Consider the following 26,393-nt stretch of genomic DNA (forward strand, 5'->3'; position numbering starts at 1 on the left):
ATTGTGCGCAGCCTAGTATCGTAGGTGCTGGTGCCGAGGAATCCCGTCCGGGGTTTCAAGGCGGTAAGAGGGAATCCGGTGAAACTCCGGAACTGCCCCGCAGCGGTGAGTGGGAACGACATCACCATCGTCGCCCATCTGGTTCTCGGACCGGGTGGACGTCGATCAAGCACTGGGCTTCGGTCTGGGAAGCGGTGACGTAGGACTCGTCGGCAGACGAGGTGCCCATGAGTCCGAATACCTGCCAGAGCGTGTGGTGCACCCGCGTGTGCCACAGCGTCCGAGGTCTCGAGGGCCGGCCGAGGTCGTCCAACCATCCACAGCGGAGCAGGAGTCTGACGAATGACTGATCCTGACAACCTCGCATCCAAGCCCGTCGAGGACAGGATGCCCGAGGAGTTGAGCCTGGCCGGGGACTTCCCGAAGGTCACCCACGAACAGTGGGAGGACGCGGTCCTCAAAGTCTTGAACCGGGGTCGCCCCGAGGGCAAGGAACTCAACATCGAGCAGGGAATGAAGCGCCTCGAGCCGACCACGGTCGACGGCATCCAGATCGAGCCGATGTACCGGCGTCAGGATGCCTCCGAGAAGCTCGGCGCCCCGGGCGTGCCGCCCTTTACCCGTGGCACGACGGTCCGTGACGGCAGCATGGACGCGTGGGACGTCCGAGCCCTTCACGAGGATCCCGACGTCGAGTTCACCAAGAAGGCCGTCATCGCTGACCTCGAGCGTGGCGTGACGTCCCTGTGGCTGCGCGTCGGTGCCGACGCCATCAACCCCGAGGACATCGCCGGCGATCTCAAGGACGTGCTGCTGGACCTGGCCAAGGTCGAGGTCTCCAGCCGCGACGACCAGGAGGCTGCCGCCGAGGCCCTCCTCAAGGTCTACGCCGATTCCAAGATCGAGCCCGACAAACTGTCGTTCAACCTCGGTCTGGACCCGATCGGTTTCGCCGCCCTCAACGGTGGCACCCCGGATCTGTCCGGCATGGGCGAGTGGGTCAGGAAGATCGAGAAGTACAAGAACTCCCGCGCCTTCGTCGTTGACGCCACGATCTACCACAATGCTGGTGCCGGCGACGTGCATGAGCTCGCCTGGGCCATCGCCACCGGCGTCGAGTATGTCCGCGCTCTCATGGAGCAGGGACTGACCGCCGAGCAGGCGTTCGACGCCATCAACTTCCGGGTGTCCGCCACCCACGACCAGTTCCTGACCATCTGCCGTCTGCGCGCCCTGCGCACCCTGTGGAACCGTGTCGGTGAGGTCTTCGAGGTGCCGGCCGCCAAGCGTGGTGCCCGTCAGGAGGCCGTCACCAGCTGGCGTGAGCTGACCCGTGACGATCCCTACGTCAACATCTTGCGAGGCACCATCTCGACCTTCGGTGCTGCTGTCGGTGGTGCCGAGGCCGTCACGACCCTGCCCTTCGATGCCGCCATCGGCCTGCCGAAGAGCGACTTCTCGCGTCGTATCGCCCGCAACACTGGCATCATCCTCGCCGAGGAGTCCAACATCGGTCGCGCCAATGACCCGGCTGGTGGCTCCTTCTACGTTGAGGCTCTGACTAAGAAGCTGGAAGAAGCCGCTTGGGTCGAGTTCCAGGCTGTCGAGGCTGCCGGTGGCATGGCCGCCGCCGTGACCGGCGACCACGTCCGCACCGAGCTCGACAAGCTGAATGCCGAGCGCGCCAAGCGTCTGGCGACCCGCAAGCAGCCGATCACGGCCGTCAGCGAGTTCCCGCTGCTCGACGCCAAGACGGTCGAGACCAAGCCGTACCCCGAAACTGCCGAGCGCAACGGGCTGGAGTGGCGCCGCGACGCCGAGATCTTCGAGGCCCTCGTTGATCGTTCCGCCACCTGCTCCGAGCGTCCGAAGGTTTTCCTGGCTTGCCTGGGAACCCGTCGTGACTTCGGTCCTCGCGAGGGATTCTCCGCCCCGGTGTGGCACATCGCCGGCATGGAGACCCCGGAGTGCGAGGGAGGCACCACTGAAGAGGTCGTCAAGGCCTTCAAGGAGTCCGGTGCCGAGGTCGCTGACCTGTGTTCGAACGCCAAGACCTACGCGGCCCAGGGCCTCGAGGTCGCCAAGGCCCTCAAGGAGGCTGGCGCCAAGCTGGTCTACCTGTCGGGTGCCTTCAAGGAATTTGGTGATGACGCTGCCGAGGCCGAGAAGGTCGTCGACGGGCGCATCTACCTCGGAATGGACGTCGTTGACGTCCTGACCACCACTCTGGACACGTTGGGAGTTGCCAAGTGACCACCCTGCCTCGTTTCGATTCCATCAACCTCGGAGACTCTCCGGTCCCCGCGGACGCACAGGAGCAGTTCGCCAAGTTGGCCGCCGCCGCTGGTGAGCAGGAGCCCTGGACCACTCCGGAGCAGATTCCGGTTGGCCACCTGTACTCCGAGGACGTCTACGCTGACATGGACTGGCTGGACACCTACGCCGGTCTGCCGCCCTTCACCCACGGCCCGTACGCCACCATGTACGCCTTCCGTCCGTGGACGATTCGTCAGTACGCCGGATTCTCCACCGCCAAGGAGTCCAACGCGTTCTACCGCCGTAACCTGGCCGCTGGTCAGAAGGGTCTGTCGGTCGCCTTCGACCTGCCGACCCACCGTGGTTACGACTCCGACAACCCGCGTGTTCCCGGTGACGTCGGCATGGCTGGTGTGGCTGTGGACTCCATCCTGGACATGCGTGAGCTTTTCGCGGGTATTCCGCTGGACCGCATGTCGGTGTCCATGACGATGAACGGCGCCGTGTTGCCGATTCTCGCCCTGTACGTTGTGACCGCCGAGGAGCAGGGCGCCAAGCCCGAGCAGCTCGCCGGAACGATCCAGAACGACATCCTCAAGGAGTTCATGGTTCGTAACACGTACATCTACCCGCCGCTGCCCTCGATGCGGATCATCTCCGACATCTTCGCCTTCACCAGCGCGAACATGCCGAAGTGGAACTCCATCTCCATCTCCGGCTACCACATGCAGGAGGCCGGCGCGACCGCCGACATCGAGATGGCCTACACCCTGGCCGACGGAGTCGACTACATCCGCGCTGGCGAGTCGGTGGGCCTGAAGGTCGACCAGTTCGCACCGCGTCTGTCCTTCTTCTGGGCCATTGGCACCAACTTCTTCATGGAGGTCGCCAAGATGCGCGCGGCTCGCATGCTGTGGGCCAAGCTCGTCAACCAGTTCGGGCCTAAGAACCCGAAGTCCATGAGCCTGCGTACCCACTCGCAGACCTCTGGCTGGTCGCTGACCGCTCAGGACGTGTACAACAACGTCATCCGTACCTGTGTGGAGGCCATGGGAGCCACCCAGGGACACACCCAGTCCCTGCACACCAACTCCCTCGACGAGGCCATCGCCCTGCCGACAGACTTCTCCGCTCGTATCGCTCGAAACACCCAGCTGTTCATCCAGCAGGAGTCGGGCACCTGCCGCGTCATCGATCCCTGGAGCGGTTCCGCCTACGTCGAGAAGCTCACCCTCGAGCTGGCTCGCAAGGCCTGGGCCCACATCCAGGAGGTCGAGAAGGCCGGCGGTATGGCCAAGGCCATCGAGAAGGGCATCCCGAAGATGCGTATCGAGGAGGCCGCTGCCCGTACCCAGGCCCGTATCGACTCCGGTCGTCAGCCCCTCATCGGCGTCAACAAGTACCGTCTCGATGAGGAAGAGGATCTCGAGGTCCTCAAGGTCGACAACACCCAGGTGCTCAAGGAACAGAAGGCCAAGCTCGAGCAGCTTCGCGCCAACCGTGACGAGGAGGCCTGCCAGGCTGCTCTGGAGAAGCTCACCTGGGCTGCTGCCAACCCGGACCCGAGCGATCCCGACCGCAACCTGCTCAAGCTGTGCATCGACGCCGGTCGCGCCAACGCCTCCGTCGGCGAGATGTCCGACGCAATGGAGAAGGTCTTCGGGCGCTACACCGCTCAGATCCGTACCATTGAGGGCGTGTACAGCAAGGCAGCCGGTAGCACCGAGTCGACCAAGAAGGTCCACGACCTCATCAAGAAGTTCGAGGAGAAGGAAGGCCGTCGTCCTCGCATCATGATCGCGAAGATGGGTCAGGATGGTCACGACCGTGGCCAGAAGGTCGTCGCGACCGCCTACGCGGACCTCGGCATGGACGTCGACGTCGGCCCGCTGTTCCAGACCCCTGAGGAGACCGCTCGACAGGCTGTCGAGGGCGACGTCCACGTCGTCGGTGTCTCCTCGTTGGCCGCCGGACACCTCACCCTGGTGCCGGCCCTGCGCAAGGAACTGGACAAGCTTGGCCGCTCCGACATCATGATCGTTGTTGGTGGCGTCATCCCGACCCAGGACTTCCAGGAGCTCAAGGATGACGGCGCAGCCGCCATCTACCCACCTGGCACCGTCATCCCGGACGCTGCCATCGAGCTGATGGAGAAGCTCCTCGCCGCTCACAGCGACGACTGAGACTGGATCGGTCCACGAGACTGAAGGATTGGCCCCTGGAACCCCGCGAGGTTCCAGGGGCCACCGTCATACGGACCTGAAAGCCACTGGGTATGAGCCCTCCGCCATGAACGTTGTCCGTGGGCGGTACGGTAGACGTACCCACCCGATGAAGGAAATGGTGATCATGCCGATCGACGTCCCCGAACTGGTTGAGCAAGTCCTGGCCGGGAGCCGCCAGCACATTGCCAAAGCGCTGACTCTGGTGGAGTCGAGCAAACCGGCACATCGCGAGAAGGCACGCGAGATGTTGCGCCTGCTGGCTCCTCACACTGGTGACGCCATCCGTGTCGGTATCTCGGGTGTTCCCGGCGCCGGTAAGTCGACCTTCATCAATGTCATGGGCACCAAGCTCATCGACGAGTTCAACTACAAGGTTGCCGTCCTGGCCGTCGACCCTTCCTCGACCCGCACCGGCGGTTCGATCCTCGGTGACCGCACCCGCATGGGGGATCTGTGCAACCGTGACGAGGCATTCGTGCGCCCGTCACCCTCCGGCGGTCACCTGGGTGGCGTCGCCCGGGCCACGCGTGAGGCCATGATCGTCATGGAGGCGGCTGGTTACAACGTGGTCCTCGTCGAGACCGTCGGTGTCGGACAGTCCGAGGTCGCCGTGGCAGGCATGGTCGACACTTTCCTCATGCTTTCCGTCGCGGGTACCGGCGACCAGCTGCAGGGCATCAAGAAGGGCATCCTGGAACTGGCGGACGTCGTTGCGGTCAACAAGGCCGATGGCGACAATGCCGGCAATGCGCGTGTCTCCGCTCGTGATCTCTCGATCGCCATGAAGCTCGTGTCCTCCGACGCCGACAAGCGCCGCGTCCCGGTCCTCACCTGCTCCTCGTACACCAAGGAAGGGCTCGACGACGTCTGGCAGGCGATCCTCGATCACCGCGCCTACCTCGAGAAGGACGGGTCCCTGCAAGCCCGTCGTGTCGAGCAGCAGCGTGAGTGGCTGTGGAACATGGTCCGCAACGAGATTCTCGAGTCACTGGACACTGATCCGTCCGTCCAGCAGGTTGCCGAGAAGATCGAGGCCGGGTTGGGCACGGAGGCCACCAACGCCTTGGAGGGGGCCGAGCAGATCCTGCGCGCCTTCGCTCATGCCGTCCCGGGGCTGCCGTGGGCTCAGGGAGAGATGACCAGCGGTTCCTGATCTGACGTCGTCCCAGAAACGACCGGCCGGGGGTGCTTCGCGCTCCCGGCCTTGTCATGCCTGGATGGCCGGCACATATGGAGCTGAAGCTAATCCGGTTTTGTTTCAGAAAGATTTCTCGACCGTCATGTGAGAAGTTTTGACGTCATGACCAGGAGGTGACCCCTTGTCACCTTAGGTTCATTCCACCTTCAACAAACCGAGAGGAATGGACATGGCATCACGTCGTACGTCGACCTTGCTGCTCTGTGCGATCACTGGCGCTTCCCTTGCCGCGACCGCCGTCCCCAGCAACGCCGCTCCCGGCTTCACCACCTCACCGCTGCGCACCTCCGCATCCACGCAGACCACCAGTGGATTCGTCGTCCATCTCAAGGACGACTCGACTTCCGCTCAGGGCATGTCCCGCGCAGCTCGTACCAGCTCCGCCATGCGGGCCAGCTCGACCTCCTTGCGTGGAGCCGTCGATCACGCCGCCAAGGCCCGTGGCGCCCACGTCACGGCACCCCTGGCTCGAGCCAACGACTCGATGTCGATCCGCGTCTCCAGGGGACTCGACTCCAAGGCCGTCAAGGCTTTCATCTCGGAGATTGAGCGCAACCCTGAGGTGGAATCCGTCGAGCCGATCCTCCACATGTCGATCAACGAGCAGACCGGCAAGAAGGTTCGCACCACTGCAGCGGCGTCCGCCCCGAACGACGAGTACTGGAACCGTCAGTGGGGCCTGAACTCCGAGAAGGGCATCGACGCCCCGGGAGCGTGGTCGACCAGCACCGGTTCCGGCGTGACGGTGGCCGTCATCGACTCCGGCATCACCCAGCATCCTGACCTGGCTGGCAAGATCCTGCCGGGTTACGACTTCATCTCTGACGGTCGCATTGCGGGTGACGGAGACGGCCGAGACAACGATCCTTCCGACGAAGGCGACTGGACCCTCGCCGGTACCTGCACCCGCCGTGACGTCGATTCCTCCTGGCACGGCAGCCACGTGGCCGGTGTCATTGGAGCCGCGACGAACAACGGCATGGGCATCGCTGGTGCCGCTCCTGACGCCCAGATCCTGCCCGTCCGCGCCCTGGGCCACTGCGGTGGCACTGACGTCGACATCGCCGACGCCATAACCTGGGCCTCCGGCGGTTACGTTCCGGGAGTTCCTACCAACAGCCACCCCGCCCAGGTCATCAACATGAGCCTTGGTGGCCGTTCCAACTACTGCCCGACGAGCTACCAGCGAGCCATTGACAACGCCAGGTCTCGTGGTGCCACGATCGTTGTCGCCGCTGGTAACGAGTCGATGGATGCCAGCCGTTCGACCCCCGGTAACTGCCGTGGCGTCATCGTCGTCGGAGCGACCGGCCAGACCGGCGCTCAGTCTTACTTCTCGAACTACGGTTCGACCGTCGACGTCTCCGCTCCCGGCGGTGACGACCGCACCGGTGACCTGATCCTGTCGACGGTCAACAGTGGTAGGAGGACGCCGCAGTCCCCGGCCTACGGCTACATGGAGGGCACCTCTCAGGCCACCCCGCACGTGGCTGCGATCGCCGCCCTCATGCTGTCCACCAACCCGAACCTCACCCCGTCTCAGGTTGAGTCGATCCTCAAGCAGTCGGTGAAGCCGGCTCGCTGCTATTCAGGATGTGGGACCGGCATCGTCGATGCCCGCAAGGCTGTTCAGACAGCCAGATACGCCTGATCCTCAGCGTCCACTGAGAACAGAACGTGGCCCGGACCATGTGGTCCGGGCCACGTGTCGTGTTGGGGGCGTGATCACCAAGGGACGTCGGGTTCAGTGAGGTCGACGGTCTCGGTGACGGTCTGGCCGCCGCTGGTCACGCCCACCTCGTCGCCGGGGTGAAGCTGGCGTCCGCGTCGAGTCTCGACCTCGCCGTTGACGCTGACCTGCCCCGACGCGATGAGTTCGCGAGCCTGACCGCCAGTGTCGGCGAGGTTGGCGAACTTGAGGTACTGGCCGAGCCTGATCATCTGGTCGTCATGCACACCGTCAGTCTGTCACCCGGACCCGACACCTCACAGCACCGAGTCGATGAATCCCTGCAGCCGCTCCGACTTCGGGTGATTGATGACGTCATCGGGAGAACCGGCCTCGACGACGACGCCGTCGTCCATGAAGACGACGTGGTCGGCGACCTCGCGGGCAAATCCCATCTCGTGGGTGACGACGATCATCGTCATGCCCTCGCGGGCGAGGTCCTTGAGGACACTGAGCACCTCCCCGACGAGCTCGGGGTCAAGGGCTGAGGTTGGCTCGTCGAAGAGCATGAGTTCGGGTTTCATGGCCATCGCACGTGCGATGGCGACGCGCTGTTGCTGGCCGCCGGAAAGTTCGGCGGGGTAGTGGTCGGCGCGGTCAGCCATGCCGACCCGCTCCAACAAGGACATGGCCAGCGGCTTGACTTCTTCCTTGGACAAGCCCGACACCTTGATCGGCGCTTCCATGACGTTGCCCAGGGCGGTCATGTGAGGAAAGAGATTGAACCGTTGGAAGACCATGCCGACTCGTGCCCGCTGGGCGGCGATTTCCTTGTCGGAAAGCCGCTTGAGGCGTCCGTCCGGCAAGGGATCATGCTCGTAGCCCACGCGCTCGCCGCCGACCCAGACCTCTCCGGCCTCGAAGGTCTCCAGCTGGTTGATGCAGCGCAGCAGCGTGGATTTCCCGGAGCCGGAGGGACCGAGGAGGACACACACCTCACCCGGGGCGACGTCGAGGTCGATCCCCTTGAGGATGTGCAGGGGGCCGAACTCCTTGTGCAATCCCGTGATGCGCACCATCGGCTCGATGCGTGCAGACTCTGCTGCGGATGTGGTCACTGCTCGACCTCCAGGGCGATGTTCTTGTGCGTGGTGCCGGCTGCCTGGATGGCGGCCTGGCGTCGCAGTCGCTTCGACGAGGACTTCCCGTTGAAACCACGTCCAAAGTACTGCTCGAGGAAATGCTGCCCGATCATGAGGACACTCGTCATGACGAGGTACCAGAAGGCGGCGACGATGAGTAGCGGGATCGGCGCATAGATACGGTTCGCGATGGCGTTTGTGGCGTACTGCAGGTCGAGGGTGAAGGGCACCGCCAGTACCAGGGAGGTCGTCTTGAGCATGCCGATGGTCTCGTTGCCCAGCGGCGGAATGATCACCCTCATGGCCTGGGGAATGATCACCCGGCGCATGATGAGGGAGGGCTTCATGCCCAGTGCCTTGGCGGCCTCGGTCTGGCCGGCGTCGACGGATTCCAGCCCGGACCGGATGATCTCGGCCAGATAGGCACCCTCGTTGAGACCCAGGCCGATGATGGCGGCGGCCAGCGCGGTGACGACCTTCTCGGTCTCGACGCTGGCCAGCGTCGGTCCGCCGAAAGGCACCCCGATGGACAGGGTGGGGTAGAGCACGGCGAGCAGACCCCAGAACACCAACTGGGTGTACACCGGAACGCCACGGAAGACGAAGATGTAGGCCCAGGAGACGCCGCGCAACACAGGATTGCTCGACTGCCTCATGATGGCCATGAGGAGGGCTACCGCGGTTCCGAGGATCATTGCCGCAAAGGTCAGCAGGATCGTGTAGCCGATACCAGTGATGACTTTGACGTCACGCAGGTACAGCCACACCACCGACCACTGATAGTTCGGGTTCGTGACGAGCCCCTGGACGAAGATCAGTACCAAGAGGGCGACGATGACAGCAGCGATCCAGGTGCCCGGATGTGCGACGTCGCGGGCTCGGATGCGGTTGGGGATGTCGGCGTGGTGGTTGGCCACCGTGAATGCCTTTCAGTTGGGTGTGATCACGACTCGGGATTGACCTTGGAGGTCTCGATGAGACCGTCCTCGGTGCCCCACGAGGTCAGCAGCTTCTTCATGGTCCCGTCGTCGATGAGCTTCTGGGTTGCGGCCTGGATGGCCTTGGACAGTCCGCCGTCATTCTTGGCGGTGGCGACGCCAAACATCGATGCATCGGTGATGTTGCCGAGGGCTTCGAGCTTGGACGTCTGCTTGATGGCGTACCCGGTAATCACTGAGTCGGCGTAGAGGACGTCTGCCTTGCCCCCGGCGACATTCGTGGTGGCGTCTGACTGGGAGGCGTAGGACAGCAGGTCAATCGGCTTCTTGCCGGCCTTGGTGCACGCCTTTGACTTCTGCTGGGCAGCGGTCTCCTGGGCGGTGCCGGTCTGAACGGCCACGGAGTGACCACACAGGTCGTCAGGGGAGATCTTCTTGGGGTTGCCTTTCGGGACGGCCATCGAGAATCCGGCCTTGAAGTAGGAGGTCATGGTGACCTGCTTCTGCCGCTCCGCGGTGATGGTGAAGGAGGAGACGCTGGCGTCGTACTTGGATCCGATGGCAGGGATGAGGCTGGGGAAGGCCGCATTGGCGGTCGTCACCTTGAGTCCCATGAGCTTGCCGACGGCGGTGATGTAGTCGACGTCGTAGCCGACCACCTTCGAGCCGTCCGTGTCGATGAACTCAGCCGGCGCATAGTTGGCTGCTGCGCCGTTGCGAAGGGTGCCGGATTTCTTGATGTCGTCAGGGACCATCGCGGCGATCGTGGGATCAGTCTTGATGGAATCGATGATCTGGGCATTCGACGGAGTGCCAGCCTTGCTGGCCTCTGCCGTGGGAGTCGCGGACTCCTCTGAGGCATGGGTGCAACCGCTGACGGCAAGGGCGACAACGGCCAGAGTGGCACCGGCGGCATGACGCAGAGTTTTCATGTGACGTTCCTTCGCTGTTGCGGCGCCGGGTGACACCGCGAGATACATAATTATGCACTACAGGGCATGAATACAAAATGGCACGCCTTTGGGCACGCAAGAACAAGCGCCCGGACGAATCGTCCGGGCGCTTGGCGTGGGGGGATCAGAGTCCGGTGTGCGGCAGACCGCGACCGGCGTGGGTAGTCGAGGCTGACGTGCCCGGTGCCGTTGCGTTAGCTGCAGTGGTGTTGGGCATAGTGCTGTTGGGCGCGGTGGGGCTCGACGAGGCGGCGCTCGGGGCGGGCGTGATCGGAGTCGTCGGGGCTGACGGGCCCGCCTTCACCGTGACCGAGGCAACCGTGGACTCGGCCAAGGACAGGGTCACCTCGTGGTCACCAGTATTCAGGGCTGGCAGATCGAGGGATCCCGAACCCTTCGCGTTGGTCGCCAGGGTGCCGACCTTGGTGCCGTCGACAGCCACGACGTAACCGGTGTCAGGCTCGAGGTTCTTGCCGGTCACGGCATTCCCGTCGGTGGTGAACTCAGCCTTACGGTATGCCGGTCCGCGCAGGTTCTCAGTCAGGGAGTTCATGCGCACCTTCAGCGACTCGCCGATGTCCTGGCGGGATTCGTCGGTGCCGAAGTGCTTGGAGACGAGCTGGAAGGGGTTCTTGGACCCCTTGACGATGCCGTTGATACCGAAGTCGGAGTCGTTCGACAGCGTGACGGTGGCCCCACCGTGAGTCACCGCGACCCCCTCGACCTTGTCGTGGGGAAAGGTGTTGCCGGATGGATCAGCGGTCCACACCAGCTTGGTGACGTCGAGGTACAGCTCGCCGATCGCGGGCTCTACGCCGTGGGAGGTGAGGATCTCGGTGGCCTTCTTCTCGTCGTTCTTGGCGGACTTGTCGGCCGAGACGAGACCCTCGAGGGACTTGCCGTCGACGAGCAGGCCACCCTTGGTGGCGTCATAGGTCGCTCCCGGGACCGACTTCGCGTCGTTGACATTGGTCGCCTTCGACAGGTCAATCTTGTACAGGCGCTTGAAGGTGTCCTTGCCCGGGTCGCCGTCACGTTCGTCAACGAGCAGGGTGTGGTTTCCCAGGGCGGTGATCTCTGAGACGGAGGTCTTGGCCTGGCTCAGGTGCAGCTGGTACAGGTACTGCCCAGTGGTCCTGCCGCTCGCGACGTCGATGGTGACGATGCGCACGAAGGGGACCTTCTTGGAGCTGCCGGACAAATCCGGGGTCTCCAGAGCCGACTGCATGGTTCCGACCAGGGTCTTGCCGTCGGGGGTCAGGGTGAGGCCTTCCATGCCACGATTCGGGGTGCGGAAGGCCAGCTCGCGAGGGAGGGTGCCGTCGAAGGGTTTGAGACGGGAGATCTCGCGTCCCTGGGCATCGAAATGAACGACATAGGGGCCGTACTCGTCGGAGACCCAGAAGCTGCCGTCTGGGGCGACGACGAGACCTTCGGAGTCGATGCCGGCCTTCGAAGGGGCGATCGTCCTGCCGTTGATGTCGACGATCGTCTCCCCGGTGGAGGCCTCCGGATTGACGGCACCGTTCATCGGTGTGCCGTCCTTGGTCACCAGACCAATCCTCTTGACGAGGTCCATGTGGCCGTTGACCAGACGGAACTTGGCGATCGAGGGCTGGAACTTGACCGGCTCGATCTTCTCGTTGTCGGCATCGGAGTCAGTGTTCGGGCCGCGGTCGGTCAGGCCGTAGTAGACGTCGTCAGGATCGCCGTTGCGATGGGCAAAGGCTGAACCGAATCCGCTGTCGGTGATCTTGACGCCATTCGGCGCGGTGGACAGGACCGGAGCGCCTCCGGTGTACACCTCGATGGCGTCCGTGGTCGGTTCGGCGGAAGCAACCCCTGGTGCCAGCGGGCAGATCAGGGCAGCGGCACAGGCGGTGGCGGCCAGGCCTCGGGTCAGGTGGCGATGCATGAATCATCCTCTCAACGGCGTACCGCGCCAGTTCACAGTGCCCAGTTGACATCGCGGTGACGTCGAGATGACAGCACAACGTCCTGTCGACAACAGTCGTCGACAGGACGTTGTGCGAGAAATGACGGTTCAGGAGACCCGACGGCTCCAACCGCGGCGCTGACGAATCGCGCCGAGGACAAGGCACACCAGATAGATGAGGAAGCTCACCGTCGTCACGTAGGGGCTGATCGGCAAGCCGGGCCCCAGGGACAGCAGGATGCCGCCCACAGCGGAGACCGTCGCGAAGATGATCGACAGCAGGGACATGGCCAGCGGATGTGCCGTCACCTTGGCGGCGGAAGCTGTCGGAGTGATGAGCAGGCTCAGCACCAGCAGGGCACCGACGAGCTGTACTGCCATAGCGGTGGTCAGACCGAGCAACAGCATGAAGACAATTGAGAGGAAGCGCATCGGAACCCCGCGAGCCTTGGCCGCCTCGGGATCCACTGACGCGAAGAACAGCGGTCTCCATATGATGCCCAGACACACCGCGACGAAGATCGAGACGACGACCAGCGTGCTCAGCTCGGTGGTGTCGACGGCGACGATCTGTCCGGTCAGCAGGCCGAACTTGTTGGACGATCTTCCCTTGTAAAGGCTCAGGAAGAGCACACCGATGCCCATGCCAAAGGGCAGCATGATGCCGATGGAGGCGTTGCGCTCGGCAGCTTTCACGCCCAACAGACCCAGGATGAGGGCAGCCACCAGAGACCCGACGACGGCCCCTCTGGTGACCGATGCACCGAAGAACAGGGCCACTGCGGCACCCGCGAAGGAGAGCTCCGAGGTGCCGTGAATCGCGAAGGCCAGATCGCGGGCATGGATCATCGGTCCGATGAGACCTGCCAGAACCCCGAGGATGATTCCGGCGATGATCGAGCCGTGGACCAGGGGAACGAGCTGGCTGAAGCTGTCGAAGTTGATGATGGTGGAGAAATCCATGTCAGACCATCTCCTCGCCCTCGGCGATCTGCGGGCCGTGCAGATGCGACGGTCTCTCGTCGTCTGCCAGCACGATGATCCGGTCGTCATGACGGAAGACCTCGACGGGGGACCCGTAGAGATCGGTGAGGACCTCAGAACGCAGCACCTCGTCGGGGGTGCCGACACGAACTTTGCCGCCAGCGACGTACACCACCCGATCGACATAGGGCAGAACCGGGTTGATCTCGTGGGTGACGAAGAGCACCCCGAGATTTCGGGTCCGACGTGCAGTGTCGATGAGCTTGGTGACCTCCTGCTGGTGGCGCAGGTCAAGGCTGGATAACGGCTCATCGCACAGCAACAACTCTGGGTCGGTGACGAGGGCTTGGGCGATGCGCAGACGCTGCTGCTCACCACCGGAGGTCATCGTCAGCGGGGCGTCGGCGAAGGCGGTGGCACCCACAGAGGCGATGGCCTCGTCAATGCGCCGACGTCGGGAGCGGCTGAACAAGCCGAATCCCCACTTGTGACCGTCGATCCCCATGCCCACCAGATCGCGGCCGCGAATCGGGGCCGTCGTCTCCAAGGAGCGTTGCTGCGGGATGTAACCGATGTGGGTCGAGCCACGACGCACCGGACGGCCGGCCACCATGGCGGTGCCGGCCGTCAGCGGAGTCTGCCCGAGCAGGACCCTCAGCAGGGTGGTCTTTCCCACCCCGTTAGGTCCCAGAACGGCGATGAACTCGCCGGGTTCCACGACGAGATCGAGTCCCGACCACAGCACCCGGTCCCCGAAGGCGACCTTGGCGCCGGTGAGTCTGGCAGGCTCGATCCTCGTGGTCGCCCAGGAGATGTCAGAGCGATGTGATGCCACGAGTGTCAGGCCAGGCCATTGTCAATGTCGGTGATGGCCTTGCCGATGAAGTCCTGGTAGGTGTCGACACCCTTCGGGAAGGTCTCCCACACGCCGACCTGCTTGATCCCGGCGCCCTTGGCAGCCTTCTGCAGCTCCTTGGTGACGGCGTCACTGGTCTGGCCGTTGACGAGGAGGATGGAGGCCTTCTTGGCAGCAATCAGCTTGGTGGTCTCGTGGACGACCTTGGTCGACGGGCCGGCCTCGGTCTCGGACTGCTCGACGAACTCCTCAGGGGTGATGTTCTTGACCTTCATGTCGTCGAGCAGGTAGCCGACCACCGGCTCGGTGGCAATGGCGGTGCTGTTCGGGTGCTTCTCGCCGACCTTGGCGGCATGGGCCTTGAGCTCATCCAGCTTGGACTCGAAGTCCTTGAGGTTCGACTCGAAGGCGGCCTTGTTGTCCGGGGAGGCCTTGGCCAGATCGGACTCGACGACCTTGGCAACCTTGCGAGCGCTGTCGATCGAGAAGAAGACGTGCTCGTTGAACTCCTCCTGGCCAGGCTTCTTGAGGCCGGAGGTCTCGACGGCGTCGATGAGGGTGGCCTTGGAAGCGGTGCTCTTGACGAGCTTCGGAGCCCAGTCGTCGTAGCCGCCACCGTTGGCAATGGCGATCTTGGCCTTCGAGAAGGCGAGCTTGTCCTTGGCGGTGGCCTCGTAGTCGTGCGGGTCCTGATCCGGGCTGTTGATGACGGAGTGGACGTTGACCTTGTCTCCGCCGATGGCCTCGGCGACCGAGCCCCAGACGTTGGTCGAGGCGACGACGTCAACCTTGTCCGTCGCAGCGGCATTGGAGGAAGCGCCTGAAGCCGCGCTCGAGCCCGAATCAGAGTTGCCGGAGCAACCAGCCATGCCCAAGGCGCAGGCGCTGATGGTTGCAAGGGCCAGAAGGCGACGATGCATGTGGTGTTCCCTTTCCAGTTCGCAAGTGAGAACCATTGTCGTCTCCGTATTGTGAATTAACAAGGCAGGGTGACCAAAGAAATAGCCAATCCACAGCCTCAACGGAGGGCAGAAAGCGCCTCAGGGCTGGAACCCCTTCCTGTGTGAGCAGCCAGCTCCGGTGACGGCTCGCCGATTCGATAACCCTGGCGCCAGCCTCTCTCTGGAGGGCCTCTCCCGGTGAAACTGTGAGGTGATGCGGCTCAGCGACGGGGGTCGATGGCGATCTTCACCCCCGCATGGCCGCGCACCGCGTCGACGGCGTCGGTCCACTGGGAGAGCCCGAAGGTGTGGGTGACGATCGGGGCCTCGTCGATGTCCCCGCGTCCCAACATCTCGACGGCGCGGTGGACGTCGGCGCGACGAGCATTCGATCCTCCCGAGACCGTGAGCTCCTGGTAGTGCACGGTGTTGGGGGTGATCGTCGCCGTTGATCCCTTGGGGAAGCCGGCGAACCAGCTCACCCGCCCGCCCGGGGCGGCAAGGTCAAGGGACTGCTCGGCCAGTTCATTGCGTCCGATGGCGACGATGACGAGGTCGGCACCGAAACCATCAGTGCGCTCGGCAACGACCTCGACGAGGTGATCGGGTGAGGTGGTGACGGCCCCCATGGCCGCCGCACGGTCGCGTCGGTCAGCGTGCTTCTCGCACAGGATGACCTGTCCCGCTCCGCATGCCAGGTTGAGCTGGGTGTGAAGCAGACCAATCGCCCCGCCACCGATGATGACGACCGTCTCCCCAGGGTTGACCCCACCATGTCGACGGTGCCCGTTGAGAACACAAGAGAGGGGTTCGGCCAGAGCCAGCCGGTTGGCCGGCATCTCGGAGGCGACCGGGATGACGTTGCCGCGAGCGACGGCTCGGGCCGGCACACACAGCCAGGGAGCCAGCCCGCCGTCGATCCCGTAGCCGATGAGTTCGCAGTGACTGCACAGGTGCTCGCGTCCGGCCAGGCAGGCCCGACAGGTGCCACAGGAGACGACGATGGAGACGGTGGCCTGCTGTCCGACGGTCAGCCCCTCGACCCCCTCGCCGAGGGAGGCGATCCGTCCGGCGATCTCGTGTCCGAGAGTGACCCCAGGGCGCACCCCGGTGGTTTTTTCACCGGAGATGATGCGGAGGTCGGTGCCGCAAATCGTCGTCGCCTCGACGGCCAGGACGACCTCGCCGCGGCCCGGCGTGGGAATGGGTTTTTCGGCAAGGTGAACGTCTCCGGGGCCATTGAGGACCAAGGCCGGCATGGTGTGCGTCATGTGATCTCCTTCGACGTCTCCAGTGTCCCATTTTTTCGGCACGCTGGGCACGCTGGGAACACACCAATTATCATGGAGCGTGGGAATACCACCATCAACGATGATGAAATGACAGGAGAGTCCCAGCCATGACCCGACTCGTGAACAACCCCGATGATTTTCCGTCCCAGGCCGTCGCCGGGCTCGCCAGCGCCTTCCCGAACCACCTGAGGCCGGTGTTCGGTGGCGTGGTTCGTGCTGCCCGCACCGATCGCAAGGTCGCCCTCGTCGTCGGTGGCGGCTCAGGTCACTACCCGGCCTTCGCTGGCTGGGTCGGCCCGGGATTTGCCGACGGTGCCGTCTGCGGCAACATCTTCTCCTCGCCCTCCGCCTCCCAAGCCTATTCAGTCTGCAGGGCGGCGGATCGGGGAGCGGGAGTCCTCATCGGTTTCGGCAACTACGCCGGTGACGTCCTGCACTTCGGGCAGGCGGCGGAACGGTTGCGCAGCGAAGGCATCGACACCCGTTGCCTGCTCGTCACCGACGACATCGCCTCGGCAGGCCCCGAGGATCACCTCAAGCGTCGTGGCATCGCCGGCGACCTCCCGGTCTTCAAGGTGACAGCGGCTGCCTGTGAGGAAGGTCGTGACATCGACGAGGTCGTCAAGGTCTTCGATCGTGTCAACGATCGCGCTCGATCCTTCGGCGTGGCCTTCGCCGGGTGCACCCTGCCGGGAGCTGACGAGCCGCTGTTCCGTGTCGCGCCTGGTCAGATGGGTGTCGGCATGGGTATCCACGGGGAGCCAGGTATCCATGACGAGGCTCTCGGTACGGCCGACGAGGTCGCCGCCATGCTCGTCGACGGGTTGCTGGCCGACCGCCCGGATAATCCGGGGACCCGGGTCGTCCCGATCGTCAACGGACTTGGCTCCACCAAGTACGAGGAACTCTTCGTGCTGTGGAACGACATCAGTCGTCGTCTCGAGGAGGCGGGGCTGACGATCGTCGACCCGCAGGTGGGGGAGTTCGTCACCAGCCTCGACATGGCAGGTGTTTCTCTGACTCTGGTGTGGCTCGACGAGGTCATTGAACCGCTGTGGTTGGCGGCCTGCGACACCCCTGCTTACCGTCGTGGCGCGGTTGGTCAGGTCGACCTCGACACCACACCGTTGTCCCAGGAGGCTGAGCACGTCTCGGTCGCGGCCCCGGGGTCGCAAGCCTCCCAGGAGCTTGCCGACGTCGTCATCAAGGGATTGGAAGCAGTGGTGACCACCCTGTCGGAGCGGGCCAATGAGCTGGGCCGGCTCGACTCGGTGGCCGGTGACGGTGACCACGGCATCGGCATGACGCGTGGATCCCAGGCCGCTCTCGCCGAGGCCAAGCGGGTCAGGGGAGATGGGGCCGGCGCGGCAACCACCCTCAACGCCGCTGGCTCGGCCTGGTCCGAGCATGCCGGTGGCACCTCGGGTGCGCTGTGGGGAGCGGTGCTGACCGCCTTCGGTGCGGTGCTGGGTGACGAGGACCCGGCCAGTGACGAGGCCATTCGTCAGGCTGCTCGTGCTGCCCTCGACGCCGTCACCAGGCTGGGCGGGGCGAAGCTCGGGGACAAGACCATGGTCGATGCGATGGATCCCTTCGTGACGACGTTGGAGTCGTCACCGGATCCGCTGTCGCAGGCGTGGACGTCAGCGTGTGATGCCGCTGACAAGGGGGCTCAGGCGACCTCCGAGGTGACTGCCAAGGTCGGTCGGGCGCGCCCGCTTGGTGAGAAGTCCTTGGGCACGCCCGACCCCGGAGCGGTGTCCTTCCACAACGTGGTCGTCGCGGTGGGGTCGGTGCTGTGACTCAGCGCTGACCAACGGGAGGCTTCGCGCTCCACGGGAACACGATCCACTTGTCAGTGGCCTTCCAGACGAAGTCCGGACTGATGACAGTGGTGGGCTTGGCGTACAGCACCGCCGAGCGAACGTCGGCACCGAATCCGCGCAGCAGCTTGAGCACGAGTGCCAGAGTGCGGCCGGAATCGGCGACGTCGTCGACGACGAGGATTCGCTTGCCACGGATGGAATCGGTGTCGAGCATCGGGGCCAACAGAACTGGGTCGGGCAGGGTCTCCTCGACGTCGGTGTAGAACTCGACGTTGATGGCGTCGGTGAGCTTGACGCCAAGGGAGTAGGTGAGGGCTCCACCGGGGATCATGCCGCCGCGGGCCACAGCGATCACGATCTCGGGATCGAAGTCTGAATTGTGGATCTGGGTGGCGAGTTCGTCGGTGGCGTCACCGAAGGTCTCCCAGGTGAGGATTTCCTTGCCCTCAAGGTCACTGGCGTCAGCGTGGTAGGCGGTCATGGGGCAACACTACCGACCCCATGAACCGCATATAGGGTATGTTCGAGGACAGGCTGAAGGTACGGGCGCGACCGGAGGAGTCGTCATGACTGAGCTCAACGCACAGGAACACGATGAGAGGCCGAGCTGGACGGGGCGAGCGGTCCTGGCAGGAATCGGATTCTTCGTGGCCGCCTGTCTGGTGGCCTGGCTTCGGATTGAGCAGTACTCCCAGGCGATGGCCATCATCGGATCGGCTCTCTACACCCTCCTGATGTGGTTCTCGGCGGGCTCGTTCGTCCTTGCCATCTATGAGGCGCGACGGCCGCGGCTGGCCCTGGGGGGCCGATCGCTGCGGGTCCCGATCATCGTTGGTCTGACCTGTCTTGTCGGCGGTTTCATCGCCCAGACCATCAAGGTTCAGTTGGTCGAGCACAGTGAGGCGACTCAGGTGACGGTGGCCTCCCAGATCCTCGCCAACGTCATCCTTCTTCTTCAGGAGTTCGGAGTCATCTGCCTGGCGGTGAGCCTGGTGGTGGCATGCATCCGCTCTCGTGACCGTTGACGGATGGTTCTGATCACCCCAACACGAATTGCATGATGATCGCCGTGCGCCAACTGTCCATCTTGTGCGCGATGTGAGGCAGTCGACCCACCTCGGTGAATCCCATCGCGGAGTGAAACCCGAGACTGCCGACGTTGTCGGAGTCGATGACTGACACCAGGCTGTGCAGACCGTCGCGGCGAGCCTGCCGCATGAGTTCGGTCATGAGTTTGCGTCCGACCCCTCGACCGCGAGCAGGGGCGTCCAACCAGATGGATACCTCCGCGGTGACGTCGTATCCCTCACCGTCTCGGAAGTGATGATAGGTCGCGTATCCGCCGAAGAGCCCGTCGACCTCTGCCACCAGGACCGGTCTGCCATCGTCGACCAGGTCGCGCCACCAGGTGCGTCGGTCGGATACCTGTGAGTGGCTCACGGTGTATGAGGACGTGGTGCCCACCGCGTGGTCATTGTGGACACGCGTTGCCGCCGGCAGATCCTGTTCTTCCATCGCTCGGATGATGACGCCCATGGTCGCTACAATAACGAGCACTGGACGGTATCCCCGTTGGCTGTTTACTCAGTGGAACGCCCCGACGAAGGTCACCGGCATGCCCCTACCTTCGGTGGTTGCTGACACATAGGAAAGAGATTGAAGGATGACTGAGAACACACCGCCGCAAGGTCCGCGTCAGGACCAGTAGTTTCCCCAACAGGGGCCGCTCCCCCAGCAAGGGCAGGGATTCCCACAAGGACAAGATTTCCCGCAGGGGCAGTATCCCCAGCAGGGGGCCGGTCCGCAGCCGGGCCCGTACCCTCCACACGGCGCCTTCCCCGCGCCGGAGCCTTACCCGCAGCAGAATCGCATGCCGCAGTACCCCCATGCTTCGCAAGGGTCGGCCCTCGGCAACTCACTCTCGGGGGTTGTCCGTGGCGCGCTGGGTAACTGGCGACGGCTCGCCGTGGTCCTCGGCCTGGTGCTGTCTTTCCTCTCGATGCTGGCGCCATGGATTTGCGGCCGTGACCACTCGGACAGCTACGGGATCAACGGCCTCGGTATTCTCCGTCTGACCGAGAACAGTGATTCTTGGGGCAGCCGTCATATTGCAACGTCATTCCCGACCGGAGGCTGGGCCGTACGGGTTTGGCTGACCGTGTTGGTCATGCTCGCCTTCCTCATCATGGCTGTCGTCGCCGCCGTGGCCGATCGCCTGGTCACTCGCACGTATGAAATCGTCCTGACGGCTCTGGCAGGAGTACTTCTGATGCTCATGATCTGGGGAGTGGTCAACGCGACGAACCAGGAGCCCGAAATCTCCAGCACTTCTCAGATCGGTGTGTGGCTATTCCTCGTCTTTGTGTTGCTGACAGTGGCTGCACAGGTGTGGCAGCTTCTGCTCACTTTCGGCAGCCAGGGTGGTTCCATGCCGGGCGCACCTGGGCCGGGTCAGTGGCCTGCACAGGGGCAGTGGAGCCCCGCCCCCAGCCAGCAGCCATCCGGGTGGCAGCCTGCTCCCAGTCAGGATGGACCGCGTCAGGGGAACTGAGCTCAGATTCACGACTGAACGGGACACTGCCGTGGGGCAGTGTCCCGTTTTCTCATACCTGTGGGCTGATGTGGGGAAACGTGCAACCCCGGTGTCGTGGTCAGGGACGTTTGGCCGTAAAGTCACCATCATGATCATCGGAATCCCACGGGAGTCACTCCCGGGTGAGAATCGGGTCGCCGCGACTCCGACGACTGTTCCCGCCCTACTCAAACTCGGCTACGAGGTGGTCGTCGAGTCCGGAGCTGGCGAGCACGCCGCTCTGCCTGACCACGCGTACGAAGAGGCCGGAGCCAGGATCGTCGGACCGGGGGAGGCGTGGAAGGCCGACCTCGTGCTGGCCGTCAATGAACCCACCGACGACCAGATCGCCCTCATGTGCTCCGGCACTGTCCTCGTCACTTTCCTTCATCCGCGTCAGGATCTTGCCCTTACCGAGAAGCTGGCTGCCGCCGGCATCACCGGCCTGAGTATGGACATGGTTCCGCGTATCTCGCGTGCTCAGTCCATGGATGCTCTGTCCTCGATGGCCAACATCTCGGGTTACCGGGCTGTCGTGGAAGCTGCATTCGCGTACGGTCGAACCTTTGGCGGCCAGGTCACGGCTGCTGGCAAGGTTGCGCCGGCCAAGGTCTTCGTCATCGGTACCGGTGTCGCCGGCCTGGCCGCGCTGGGTGCCGCCAACTCGATGGGGGCCGAGGTCTACGCCACCGACGTCCGTCCGGAGACCGCCGAGCAGGTGCAGTCGATGGGTGCCACCTTCCTGCACGTGCGCACCGGTGACTCCGATCAGGGCGTCAGCTCCGATGGCTACGCCAAGGAAGCCAGCGACGATTACAACGCCCGCGCTGCTGAGCTCTACATGGAGCAGGCGGGTAAGGATGACGTCATCATCACCACGGCTGCCATCCCGGGCAAGCCGTCCCCGAAGCTCATCACCGCCGAGATGGTCGCTGCCATGAAGCCCGGCAGCGTCATCGTCGACCTCGCTGCCCTGGGTGGTGGCAACTGTGAGCTCACCCGTCCAGGTGAGTCCTACGTCACCGACAACGGCGTGACGATCATCGGCTACACCGACCTGCCATCCCGTCTGCCGGGTCAGGCCAGTCAGCTCTACGGCACCAACCTCGTCAACCTGCTGAAGTTGGCCACCCCCGAGAAGAACGGAGAGCTCGTCCTCAACTTCGACGACGAGGTTATCCGCACCATGACGGTGTGCCACGAGAGCCAGGTGGCGTTCCCGCCGCCACCGGTCCAGGTCGCTGCTGCTCCCCAGCCGGTCGCCAAGGCCGAAACCGAGACCCCGGTTGTCCCCGAGAAGAATCCGCGTCCGTGGCCCCAGACCTTCGGCATCGTCGCTGTGCTGTCGATCGCGCTCATCGCCCTGCTGACCTTCTCCCCGACGGAGTTCGTCGCCCTCTTCGGCACCTTCGCGATCGCTGTGGTCGTCGGCTACTACGTGGTGTGGAACGTCACCCACGCCCTCCACACCCCGCTGATGAGTGTCACCAACGCCATCAGCGGCATCATCATCGTCGGTGCCATCACCCAGCTCGGCAGTGAATCGTGGGGTATCCGGATCGTCGCCGCGTTGACCGTGCTCATCGCCAGTATCAACATCTTCGGCGGTTTCACGGTCACCCAGCGCATGCTCAAGATGTTCAGGAAGGCCTGATCCATGACGTCAACACTTCTCATTGCCCCGATGGCCGGGTCGTTGGTGAACTTCGTCAACGCCTCCTTCATCATCTCGGGCCTGCTGTTCATCTTCGCCCTCGCTGGTCTGTCCAAGTTCGAGACCTCGAAGAAGGGCAACGCATACGGCATCCTCGGCATGGTCATCGCAATCATCGCGACGATCGTCGCCCTGGTGAAGCTGCCGGGATACTCCCCGGTGTCCATAGTCCTCCTCTTCATCCCGATGCTCATCGGTGGTGCCTTCGGTGTGTGGAAGGCCCTCAAGGTCGAGATGACGGGAATGCCTGAGCTCATCGCTCAGCTGCACTCCTTCGTCGGTCTTGCTGCCGTCCTCATCGGTTTCAACGCCTTCGCCGAGGAGGGGACCGGTGCCAGCACCTTCCAGCTCTCCGAGATCTGGATTGGCATCTTCATCGGTGCCCTGACCTTCACCGGGTCCCTGGTGGCCTGGGGCAAGCTGTCGGGCAAGGTTCCCTCGAAGCCGCTGACCCTGCCCGGGCGCAACTGGATCAACCTCGGCCTGCTGGTCGTCATCATCGGCTGCGGCATCTGGTTCTCCAACGTTTCCGGAGGCATCGCCTGGCTGCCGCTGGTCCTCCTGACGCTGGCCTCCCTGTTCCTCGGTTTCCACCTGGTTGCCGCCATCGGTGGGGCTGACATGCCGGTCGTCATCTCGATGCTGAACAGCTACTCCGGTTGGGCGGCTGCCTTCTCCGGATTCAGCCTCCACATCCCGGTGCTCATCGTCACGGGTGCCCTGGTGGGCTTCTCTGGTGCCATCCTGTCCTACATCATGTGCCAGGCCATGAACCGCTCGTTCACGTCGGTCATCCTGGGCGGCTTCGGCGATGCCCCGGCCGTTGAGGGTGACGGCCCGGACGGTGAGATCACCGAGATCAAGGCTGATGAGCTGGCCTCCCAGCTGTCCGACGCCTCCTCGGTCATCATCGCTCCCGGATACGGCATGGCGGTGGCCCAGGCCCAGTACCCGGTGGCCGAGCTGGCCAAGAAGCTGCGCGACAAGGGAGTGGACGTCAGGTTCGCGATCCACCCGGTCGCCGGACGTCTGCCCGGTCACATGAACGTGCTGCTTGCCGAGGCTCATGTGCCCTACGACATCGTCATGGAGATGGACGAGATCAACGACGACTTCGCTGACGCCGACATCGTCCTGGTCATCGGAGCCAACGACACCGTCAACCCGGCTGCCATGGATCCCGGCACCCCGATCTCGGGCATGCCCGTTCTCCACGTGTGGGAGGGCCACGAGGTCGTCGTCTTCAAGCGCTCCATGAAGCCCGGTTACGCCGGCGTCGAGAACCCGCTGTTCTTCGCCGACAACACCCGGATGCTCTTCGGTGATGCCAAGGCCAGTGTTGACGCCCTGGTCACCGCTCTCTGAGGCACGCTGACAACCTGATTCCGACGCCCATGATCGTCCGACGGTCATGGGCGTCGGTGCATCCCCGAAGACGGATGTCATGGCGCGGCACTATGATGACGGTGAATGTCTATCAGGCCCCTTGTCAGGGCCGGAACAAGGAGAAGACGTGACCTACGTCATCGGTCTGCCCTGCGTGGACGTCAAGGATCGTGCCTGCGTCGAGGAGTGCCCCGTCGACTGCATCTACGAGGGTGAGCGCAGCCTCTACATCCATCCTGAGGAGTGCGTCGACTGCGGTGCATGTGAGCCCGTCTGCCCCGTCGAGGCCATCTACTACGAGGATGACCTGCCCGGCGATCAGGAGAAGTTCCTCGACATCAACGCCGAGTTCTTCGACGAGCTGGGTTCCCCGGGTGGTGCTGCCCGCCTCGGCCCGACCCACAAGGACCACCCGGCCGTCGAGGCCCTGCCCCCGCAGGGCGAATGAGTCGCCGTATCGTCTCAGCCAGTCTGCCCATCTTCCCGTGGGACACCATCGCTGACGCCAAGGCCAAGGCACAGGCCCACCCAGGTGGCATCGTCGACCTGTCGGTGGGCACCCCGGTTGACCCGACTCCCCAGGTCGTCACCGAGGCCCTGACGGCGTTCAGCGACGCCCACGGTTACCCGCAGGTGTGGGGGACCCCTGCCCTGCGAGCCGGCATCCTGGACCATATGAAGCAGGTCTGGGGCGCGCCAGCGCATCTCGACGAGAACAGTGTCCTGCCGGTCATCGGGACTAAGGAATTGGTGGCGTCGTTGCCAAGCCAGCTTGGCCTGGGCCCGGACTCGATGATCGTCATTCCGGCCTGCGCCTACCCGACCTACCGGGTTGGTGCCCAGCTTGCCAGAGCCACCGTGCAGGCCGTCGATGAGCCCGATGAGGTCGAGGGCACCCCCGATCTCATCTGGATCAATTCGCCGGCCAACCCGTCGGGTCGCATCCTCGACCTCGACGAGATGAAGGCTTGGGTTGAACTGGCTCGCCGCACCGGAGCCGTGCTGGCCTCCGATGAGTGCTACGGCGAGTTCGTCTGGGAGGGGAAGTCCATCTCCGTCCTCGACGAAAGGGTCAACGGTGGTGACGTCACCGGTCTGCTTGCCTGTCTGTCGATGTCCAAGCGCTCGAACATGGCTGGATATCGTGCGGGCTTCGTCGTCGGTGACGCCGACCTCACCCGTGAGTTGCTCACCTTGCGCAAGCACTCCGGTCTCATGATTCCGGCCCCGGTCGCCGAGGCCATGCAGGCTGCTCTGTCGGACCGATCCCATGTGTTGGAACAGGCAAAGCGCTACCAGCTGCGCCGTGACGTCCTCAAGCCTGCCCTCGAACAGGCTGGTTTCCGGATCGACCACTCCGAAGGATCTCTCTACTTGTGGGCGACTCATGAGGAGGACTGCCGAGCAACCCTGGACAGGTTGGCTGATCTGGGCATTCTCTGTTCACCAGGGGACTTCTACGTCGACGGTGGCTCCGACCACGTCCGCATTGGGCTGACGGCCACTGACGAGAGGGTCAACACCGCGGCCGAGAGGCTGTCCGAGTCTCACTGAGAGTCAGCTGCGGGCGGTGACGGTGCCGGTGACTCGGCCCGTCCCGCTGACAGCAGGGCTCGCTGACGGGCCGGATGCTGCACTCCATGAGGCGTGGTGATCGGGGTCAGCACTCCAACTCGTCGTCGCGACGGTGGCGCGATCGATCGGCCCCAGATTCGTGCTCGCCATCGTCAAGGCCACCGCTGCCCGGGCTGAGACCAGGTCCCTGGCGGCGAAGGTCGCCGTTGCCCCCGTGGTCTGGATGGCGATCTTGTCGGCCATCCCCTTGCGCACCGTCTGAATGAGCTTGTCAATCGTGGTCGTCTCGGAGGACCTGTTGACACAGGACAAGGCCGAGGGGGAGTGGCCAGTCAGCGCTGATGCCCATGCCTTGGCTAGCGGCTCGTGCTTGCGGTAGGCCTCCGGGTATCCGGAGCGCTGCACCTGCTGGGCGGCGTCATTGATGCTGATGTCCTTCCAATTTCCGAACTTCACCAGCTCCTCATAGAACTTCCCGGAGGAGTACCACGGGTCCATGATCTGCTTGGAAGTTCCCCATCCCTGGGAGGGACGCTGCTGGAAGAGTCCCAAGGAGTCACGATCGCCATAGTCGATGTTGCGCAGCTTCGACTCCTGCATGGCGGTCGCCAGGGCGACGGTGGCTGCATGGGCCGACAGGCCGCGTCGAATCGACTCGGCAGTGATGATGGCGGCGTTCTGGGACTGTTCCAGGTCAAGGTCGTAGGACTGGCCGGACGCTGTCACCCGGCAGCCCTCCGGCTCGACGGTGTCGAACGGGTCGACGGTCTTCCACACCTTGTAGCCTCCCCAGCCCAGCCCCGCCAAGATCGCCAACACCACGACGAGGGCAGCTATCGACCTGGCGGGATTGGTGGAACGGCGCCTGCGTCGACCCTGGGGTCGTCGCGTGGTGGCAGGGCGGGCCCGGCGGGATGAGGACTTTGTCAT

Annotated in this window: 22 protein-coding genes, 1 pseudogene and 1 riboswitch; of the genes and pseudogenes, 11 read left to right on the forward strand and 12 right to left on the reverse strand. The window is 64.1% G+C overall.

All coding sequences use genetic code 11. The features are described from left to right. The first annotated feature begins 11 nt into the window (after positions 1 to 11). Positions 12 to 263, forward strand: a riboswitch (cobalamin riboswitch). Positions 264 to 342: 79 nt separating this feature from the next. From mutA to ACP8ML_RS03295, 4 genes are all read left to right on the forward strand, one after another. Continuing rightward, positions 343 to 2,253 carry a methylmalonyl-CoA mutase small subunit gene (gene mutA, locus ACP8ML_RS03280; protein WP_004811956.1) on the forward strand — a complete coding sequence of 637 codons (1,911 nt, stop codon included), beginning with the start codon at positions 343 to 345 and terminating at the stop codon, positions 2,251 to 2,253. After that, positions 2,250 to 4,439 carry a methylmalonyl-CoA mutase gene (scpA, locus tag ACP8ML_RS03285; protein WP_015583100.1) on the forward strand — a complete coding sequence of 730 codons (2,190 nt, stop codon included), beginning with the start codon at positions 2,250 to 2,252 and terminating at the stop codon, positions 4,437 to 4,439. The genes mutA and scpA overlap by 4 nt, the downstream gene beginning before the upstream one ends. Positions 4,440 to 4,587: 148 nt before the next feature. Then, positions 4,588 to 5,634: a methylmalonyl Co-A mutase-associated GTPase MeaB gene (gene meaB / locus ACP8ML_RS03290; protein WP_486703031.1), complete on the forward strand. Its 1,047-nt coding sequence runs from the start codon at positions 4,588 to 4,590 to the stop codon at positions 5,632 to 5,634. Between the two features lie 214 nt (positions 5,635 to 5,848). Further along, on the forward strand, positions 5,849 to 7,330 hold the full coding sequence (locus ACP8ML_RS03295) for a S8 family peptidase (RefSeq protein ID WP_486703032.1): 1,482 nt from the start codon (positions 5,849 to 5,851) through the stop codon (positions 7,328 to 7,330). A 74-nt stretch (positions 7,331 to 7,404) separates the two neighbouring features. Here ACP8ML_RS03295 and ACP8ML_RS03300 read toward each other — a convergent pair whose 3' ends face one another. From ACP8ML_RS03300 to ACP8ML_RS03340, 9 genes and pseudogenes are all read right to left on the reverse strand, one after another. Further along, the gene (locus ACP8ML_RS03300) at positions 7,405 to 7,620 is read right to left on the reverse strand and encodes an RNA-binding S4 domain-containing protein (protein ID WP_036979841.1); all 216 of its coding nucleotides are present in this window, start codon (positions 7,618 to 7,620) and stop codon (positions 7,405 to 7,407) included. A gap of 45 nt (positions 7,621 to 7,665) precedes the next feature. Further along, complete coding sequence (locus tag ACP8ML_RS03305) at positions 7,666 to 8,427, reverse strand: amino acid ABC transporter ATP-binding protein (RefSeq protein WP_065674171.1); 762 nt, start codon at positions 8,425 to 8,427, stop codon at positions 7,666 to 7,668. Positions 8,428 to 8,462: 35 nt separating this feature from the next. Next, entirely contained in the window at positions 8,463 to 9,185 is a 723-nt protein-coding gene (locus ACP8ML_RS03310) for an amino acid ABC transporter permease (RefSeq protein ID WP_196768493.1), read from the reverse strand. A 248-nt stretch (positions 9,186 to 9,433) separates the two neighbouring features. Beyond that, positions 9,434 to 10,360 (reverse strand): ABC transporter substrate-binding protein, encoded by a 927-nt coding sequence (locus ACP8ML_RS03315; RefSeq protein ID WP_065674148.1) that lies wholly within the window; start codon positions 10,358 to 10,360, stop codon positions 9,434 to 9,436. A gap of 685 nt (positions 10,361 to 11,045) precedes the next feature. Continuing rightward, positions 11,046 to 12,296: pseudogene (locus ACP8ML_RS03320) on the reverse strand (esterase-like activity of phytase family protein); the annotation flags it as partial. 129 nt (positions 12,297 to 12,425) lie between these two features. After that, positions 12,426 to 13,280, reverse strand: a complete 855-nt coding sequence (locus ACP8ML_RS03325) for a metal ABC transporter permease (RefSeq protein ID WP_063279564.1) — start codon at positions 13,278 to 13,280, stop codon at positions 12,426 to 12,428. A gap of 1 nt (position 13,281) precedes the next feature. Further along, positions 13,282 to 14,136 (reverse strand): metal ABC transporter ATP-binding protein, encoded by an 855-nt coding sequence (locus ACP8ML_RS03330; RefSeq protein WP_117189343.1) that lies wholly within the window; start codon positions 14,134 to 14,136, stop codon positions 13,282 to 13,284. 5 nt (positions 14,137 to 14,141) lie between these two features. Further along, positions 14,142 to 15,077, reverse strand: coding sequence for a metal ABC transporter solute-binding protein, Zn/Mn family (locus tag ACP8ML_RS03335; RefSeq protein ID WP_036979836.1), 936 nt, complete (start codon positions 15,075 to 15,077; stop codon positions 14,142 to 14,144). A gap of 242 nt (positions 15,078 to 15,319) precedes the next feature. After that, entirely contained in the window at positions 15,320 to 16,369 is a 1,050-nt protein-coding gene (locus tag ACP8ML_RS03340; protein WP_063279567.1) for an alcohol dehydrogenase catalytic domain-containing protein, read from the reverse strand. Between the two features lie 128 nt (positions 16,370 to 16,497). Here ACP8ML_RS03340 and ACP8ML_RS03345 point away from each other — a divergent pair, with 128 nt between their 5' ends. Then, positions 16,498 to 18,192, forward strand: a complete 1,695-nt coding sequence (locus tag ACP8ML_RS03345; RefSeq protein ID WP_117189342.1) for a dihydroxyacetone kinase family protein — start codon at positions 16,498 to 16,500, stop codon at positions 18,190 to 18,192. Position 18,193: 1 nt separating this feature from the next. On the opposite strand, the gene ACP8ML_RS03350 is transcribed toward ACP8ML_RS03345, so the two are convergent. Then, positions 18,194 to 18,697 (reverse strand): phosphoribosyltransferase, encoded by a 504-nt coding sequence (locus tag ACP8ML_RS03350; protein WP_016667200.1) that lies wholly within the window; start codon positions 18,695 to 18,697, stop codon positions 18,194 to 18,196. An 85-nt stretch (positions 18,698 to 18,782) separates the two neighbouring features. Here ACP8ML_RS03350 and ACP8ML_RS03355 point away from each other — a divergent pair, with 85 nt between their 5' ends. Then, positions 18,783 to 19,241, forward strand: coding sequence for a hypothetical protein (locus ACP8ML_RS03355; RefSeq protein WP_117189341.1), 459 nt, complete (start codon positions 18,783 to 18,785; stop codon positions 19,239 to 19,241). Positions 19,242 to 19,254: 13 nt separating this feature from the next. Here the strand turns inward: ACP8ML_RS03355 and ACP8ML_RS03360 are convergent, their stop codons facing one another. Then, complete coding sequence (locus ACP8ML_RS03360; protein WP_117189340.1) at positions 19,255 to 19,752, reverse strand: GNAT family N-acetyltransferase; 498 nt, start codon at positions 19,750 to 19,752, stop codon at positions 19,255 to 19,257. A 334-nt stretch (positions 19,753 to 20,086) separates the two neighbouring features. Between ACP8ML_RS03360 and ACP8ML_RS03365 the strand changes: the two genes are divergently transcribed. The 5 genes from ACP8ML_RS03365 (at position 20,087) to dapC (ending at position 25,442) form a co-directional block, all read left to right on the forward strand. Further along, complete coding sequence (locus ACP8ML_RS03365; protein ID WP_212750685.1) at positions 20,087 to 20,767, forward strand: hypothetical protein; 681 nt, start codon at positions 20,087 to 20,089, stop codon at positions 20,765 to 20,767. Between the two features lie 130 nt (positions 20,768 to 20,897). Continuing rightward, a complete protein-coding gene (locus ACP8ML_RS03370; RefSeq protein ID WP_065674137.1) occupies positions 20,898 to 22,442 on the forward strand; it encodes a Re/Si-specific NAD(P)(+) transhydrogenase subunit alpha in 1,545 nt (514 codons plus the stop codon). Positions 22,443 to 22,445: 3 nt separating this feature from the next. Next, complete coding sequence (locus ACP8ML_RS03375; protein WP_117189339.1) at positions 22,446 to 23,867, forward strand: NAD(P)(+) transhydrogenase (Re/Si-specific) subunit beta; 1,422 nt, start codon at positions 22,446 to 22,448, stop codon at positions 23,865 to 23,867. Between the two features lie 148 nt (positions 23,868 to 24,015). Then, positions 24,016 to 24,336: a ferredoxin gene (fdxA, locus tag ACP8ML_RS03380; protein WP_016667205.1), complete on the forward strand. Its 321-nt coding sequence runs from the start codon at positions 24,016 to 24,018 to the stop codon at positions 24,334 to 24,336. After that, a complete protein-coding gene (dapC, locus tag ACP8ML_RS03385) occupies positions 24,333 to 25,442 on the forward strand; it encodes a succinyldiaminopimelate transaminase (protein WP_065674135.1) in 1,110 nt (369 codons plus the stop codon). The genes fdxA and dapC overlap by 4 nt, the downstream gene beginning before the upstream one ends. Before the next feature lie 3 nt (positions 25,443 to 25,445). Here dapC and ACP8ML_RS03390 read toward each other — a convergent pair whose 3' ends face one another. Beyond that, positions 25,446 to 26,393, reverse strand: a complete 948-nt coding sequence (locus tag ACP8ML_RS03390) for a hypothetical protein (RefSeq protein ID WP_249361231.1) — start codon at positions 26,391 to 26,393, stop codon at positions 25,446 to 25,448.

The organism is Cutibacterium sp. LaCa_255, assembly GCF_057458005.1.

Excerpts from the sequence above, each read along its gene's own strand:
- mutA (WP_004811956.1), top strand. The coding sequence starts at position 343 with ATGACTGATCCTGACAACCTCGCATCCAAGCCCGTCGAGGACAGGATG.
- meaB (WP_486703031.1), top strand. The coding sequence starts at position 4,588 with ATGAAGGAAATGGTGATCATGCCGATCGACGTCCCCGAACTGGTTGAG.
- ACP8ML_RS03295 (WP_486703032.1), top strand. The coding sequence starts at position 5,849 with ATGGCATCACGTCGTACGTCGACCTTGCTGCTCTGTGCGATCACTGGC.
- ACP8ML_RS03300 (WP_036979841.1), bottom strand. The coding sequence starts at position 7,620 with ATGATCAGGCTCGGCCAGTACCTCAAGTTCGCCAACCTCGCCGACACT.
- ACP8ML_RS03305 (WP_065674171.1), bottom strand. The coding sequence starts at position 8,427 with ATGGTGCGCATCACGGGATTGCACAAGGAGTTCGGCCCCCTGCACATC.
- ACP8ML_RS03310 (WP_196768493.1), bottom strand. The coding sequence starts at position 9,185 with ATGATCCTCGGAACCGCGGTAGCCCTCCTCATGGCCATCATGAGGCAG.
- ACP8ML_RS03315 (WP_065674148.1), bottom strand. The coding sequence starts at position 10,360 with ATGAAAACTCTGCGTCATGCCGCCGGTGCCACTCTGGCCGTTGTCGCC.
- ACP8ML_RS03325 (WP_063279564.1), bottom strand. The coding sequence starts at position 13,280 with ATGGATTTCTCCACCATCATCAACTTCGACAGCTTCAGCCAGCTCGTT.
- ACP8ML_RS03335 (WP_036979836.1), bottom strand. The coding sequence starts at position 15,077 with ATGCATCGTCGCCTTCTGGCCCTTGCAACCATCAGCGCCTGCGCCTTG.
- ACP8ML_RS03340 (WP_063279567.1), bottom strand. The coding sequence starts at position 16,369 with ATGACGCACACCATGCCGGCCTTGGTCCTCAATGGCCCCGGAGACGTT.
- ACP8ML_RS03345 (WP_117189342.1), top strand. The coding sequence starts at position 16,498 with ATGACCCGACTCGTGAACAACCCCGATGATTTTCCGTCCCAGGCCGTC.
- ACP8ML_RS03350 (WP_016667200.1), bottom strand. The coding sequence starts at position 18,697 with ATGACCGCCTACCACGCTGACGCCAGTGACCTTGAGGGCAAGGAAATC.
- ACP8ML_RS03355 (WP_117189341.1), top strand. The coding sequence starts at position 18,783 with ATGACTGAGCTCAACGCACAGGAACACGATGAGAGGCCGAGCTGGACG.
- ACP8ML_RS03360 (WP_117189340.1), bottom strand. The coding sequence starts at position 19,752 with ATGGGCGTCATCATCCGAGCGATGGAAGAACAGGATCTGCCGGCGGCA.
- ACP8ML_RS03365 (WP_212750685.1), top strand. The coding sequence starts at position 20,087 with ATGCCGCAGTACCCCCATGCTTCGCAAGGGTCGGCCCTCGGCAACTCA.
- ACP8ML_RS03370 (WP_065674137.1), top strand. The coding sequence starts at position 20,898 with ATGATCATCGGAATCCCACGGGAGTCACTCCCGGGTGAGAATCGGGTC.
- ACP8ML_RS03375 (WP_117189339.1), top strand. The coding sequence starts at position 22,446 with ATGACGTCAACACTTCTCATTGCCCCGATGGCCGGGTCGTTGGTGAAC.
- dapC (WP_065674135.1), top strand. The coding sequence starts at position 24,333 with ATGAGTCGCCGTATCGTCTCAGCCAGTCTGCCCATCTTCCCGTGGGAC.
- ACP8ML_RS03390 (WP_249361231.1), bottom strand. The coding sequence starts at position 26,393 with ATGACAAAGTCCTCATCCCGCCGGGCCCGCCCTGCCACCACGCGACGA.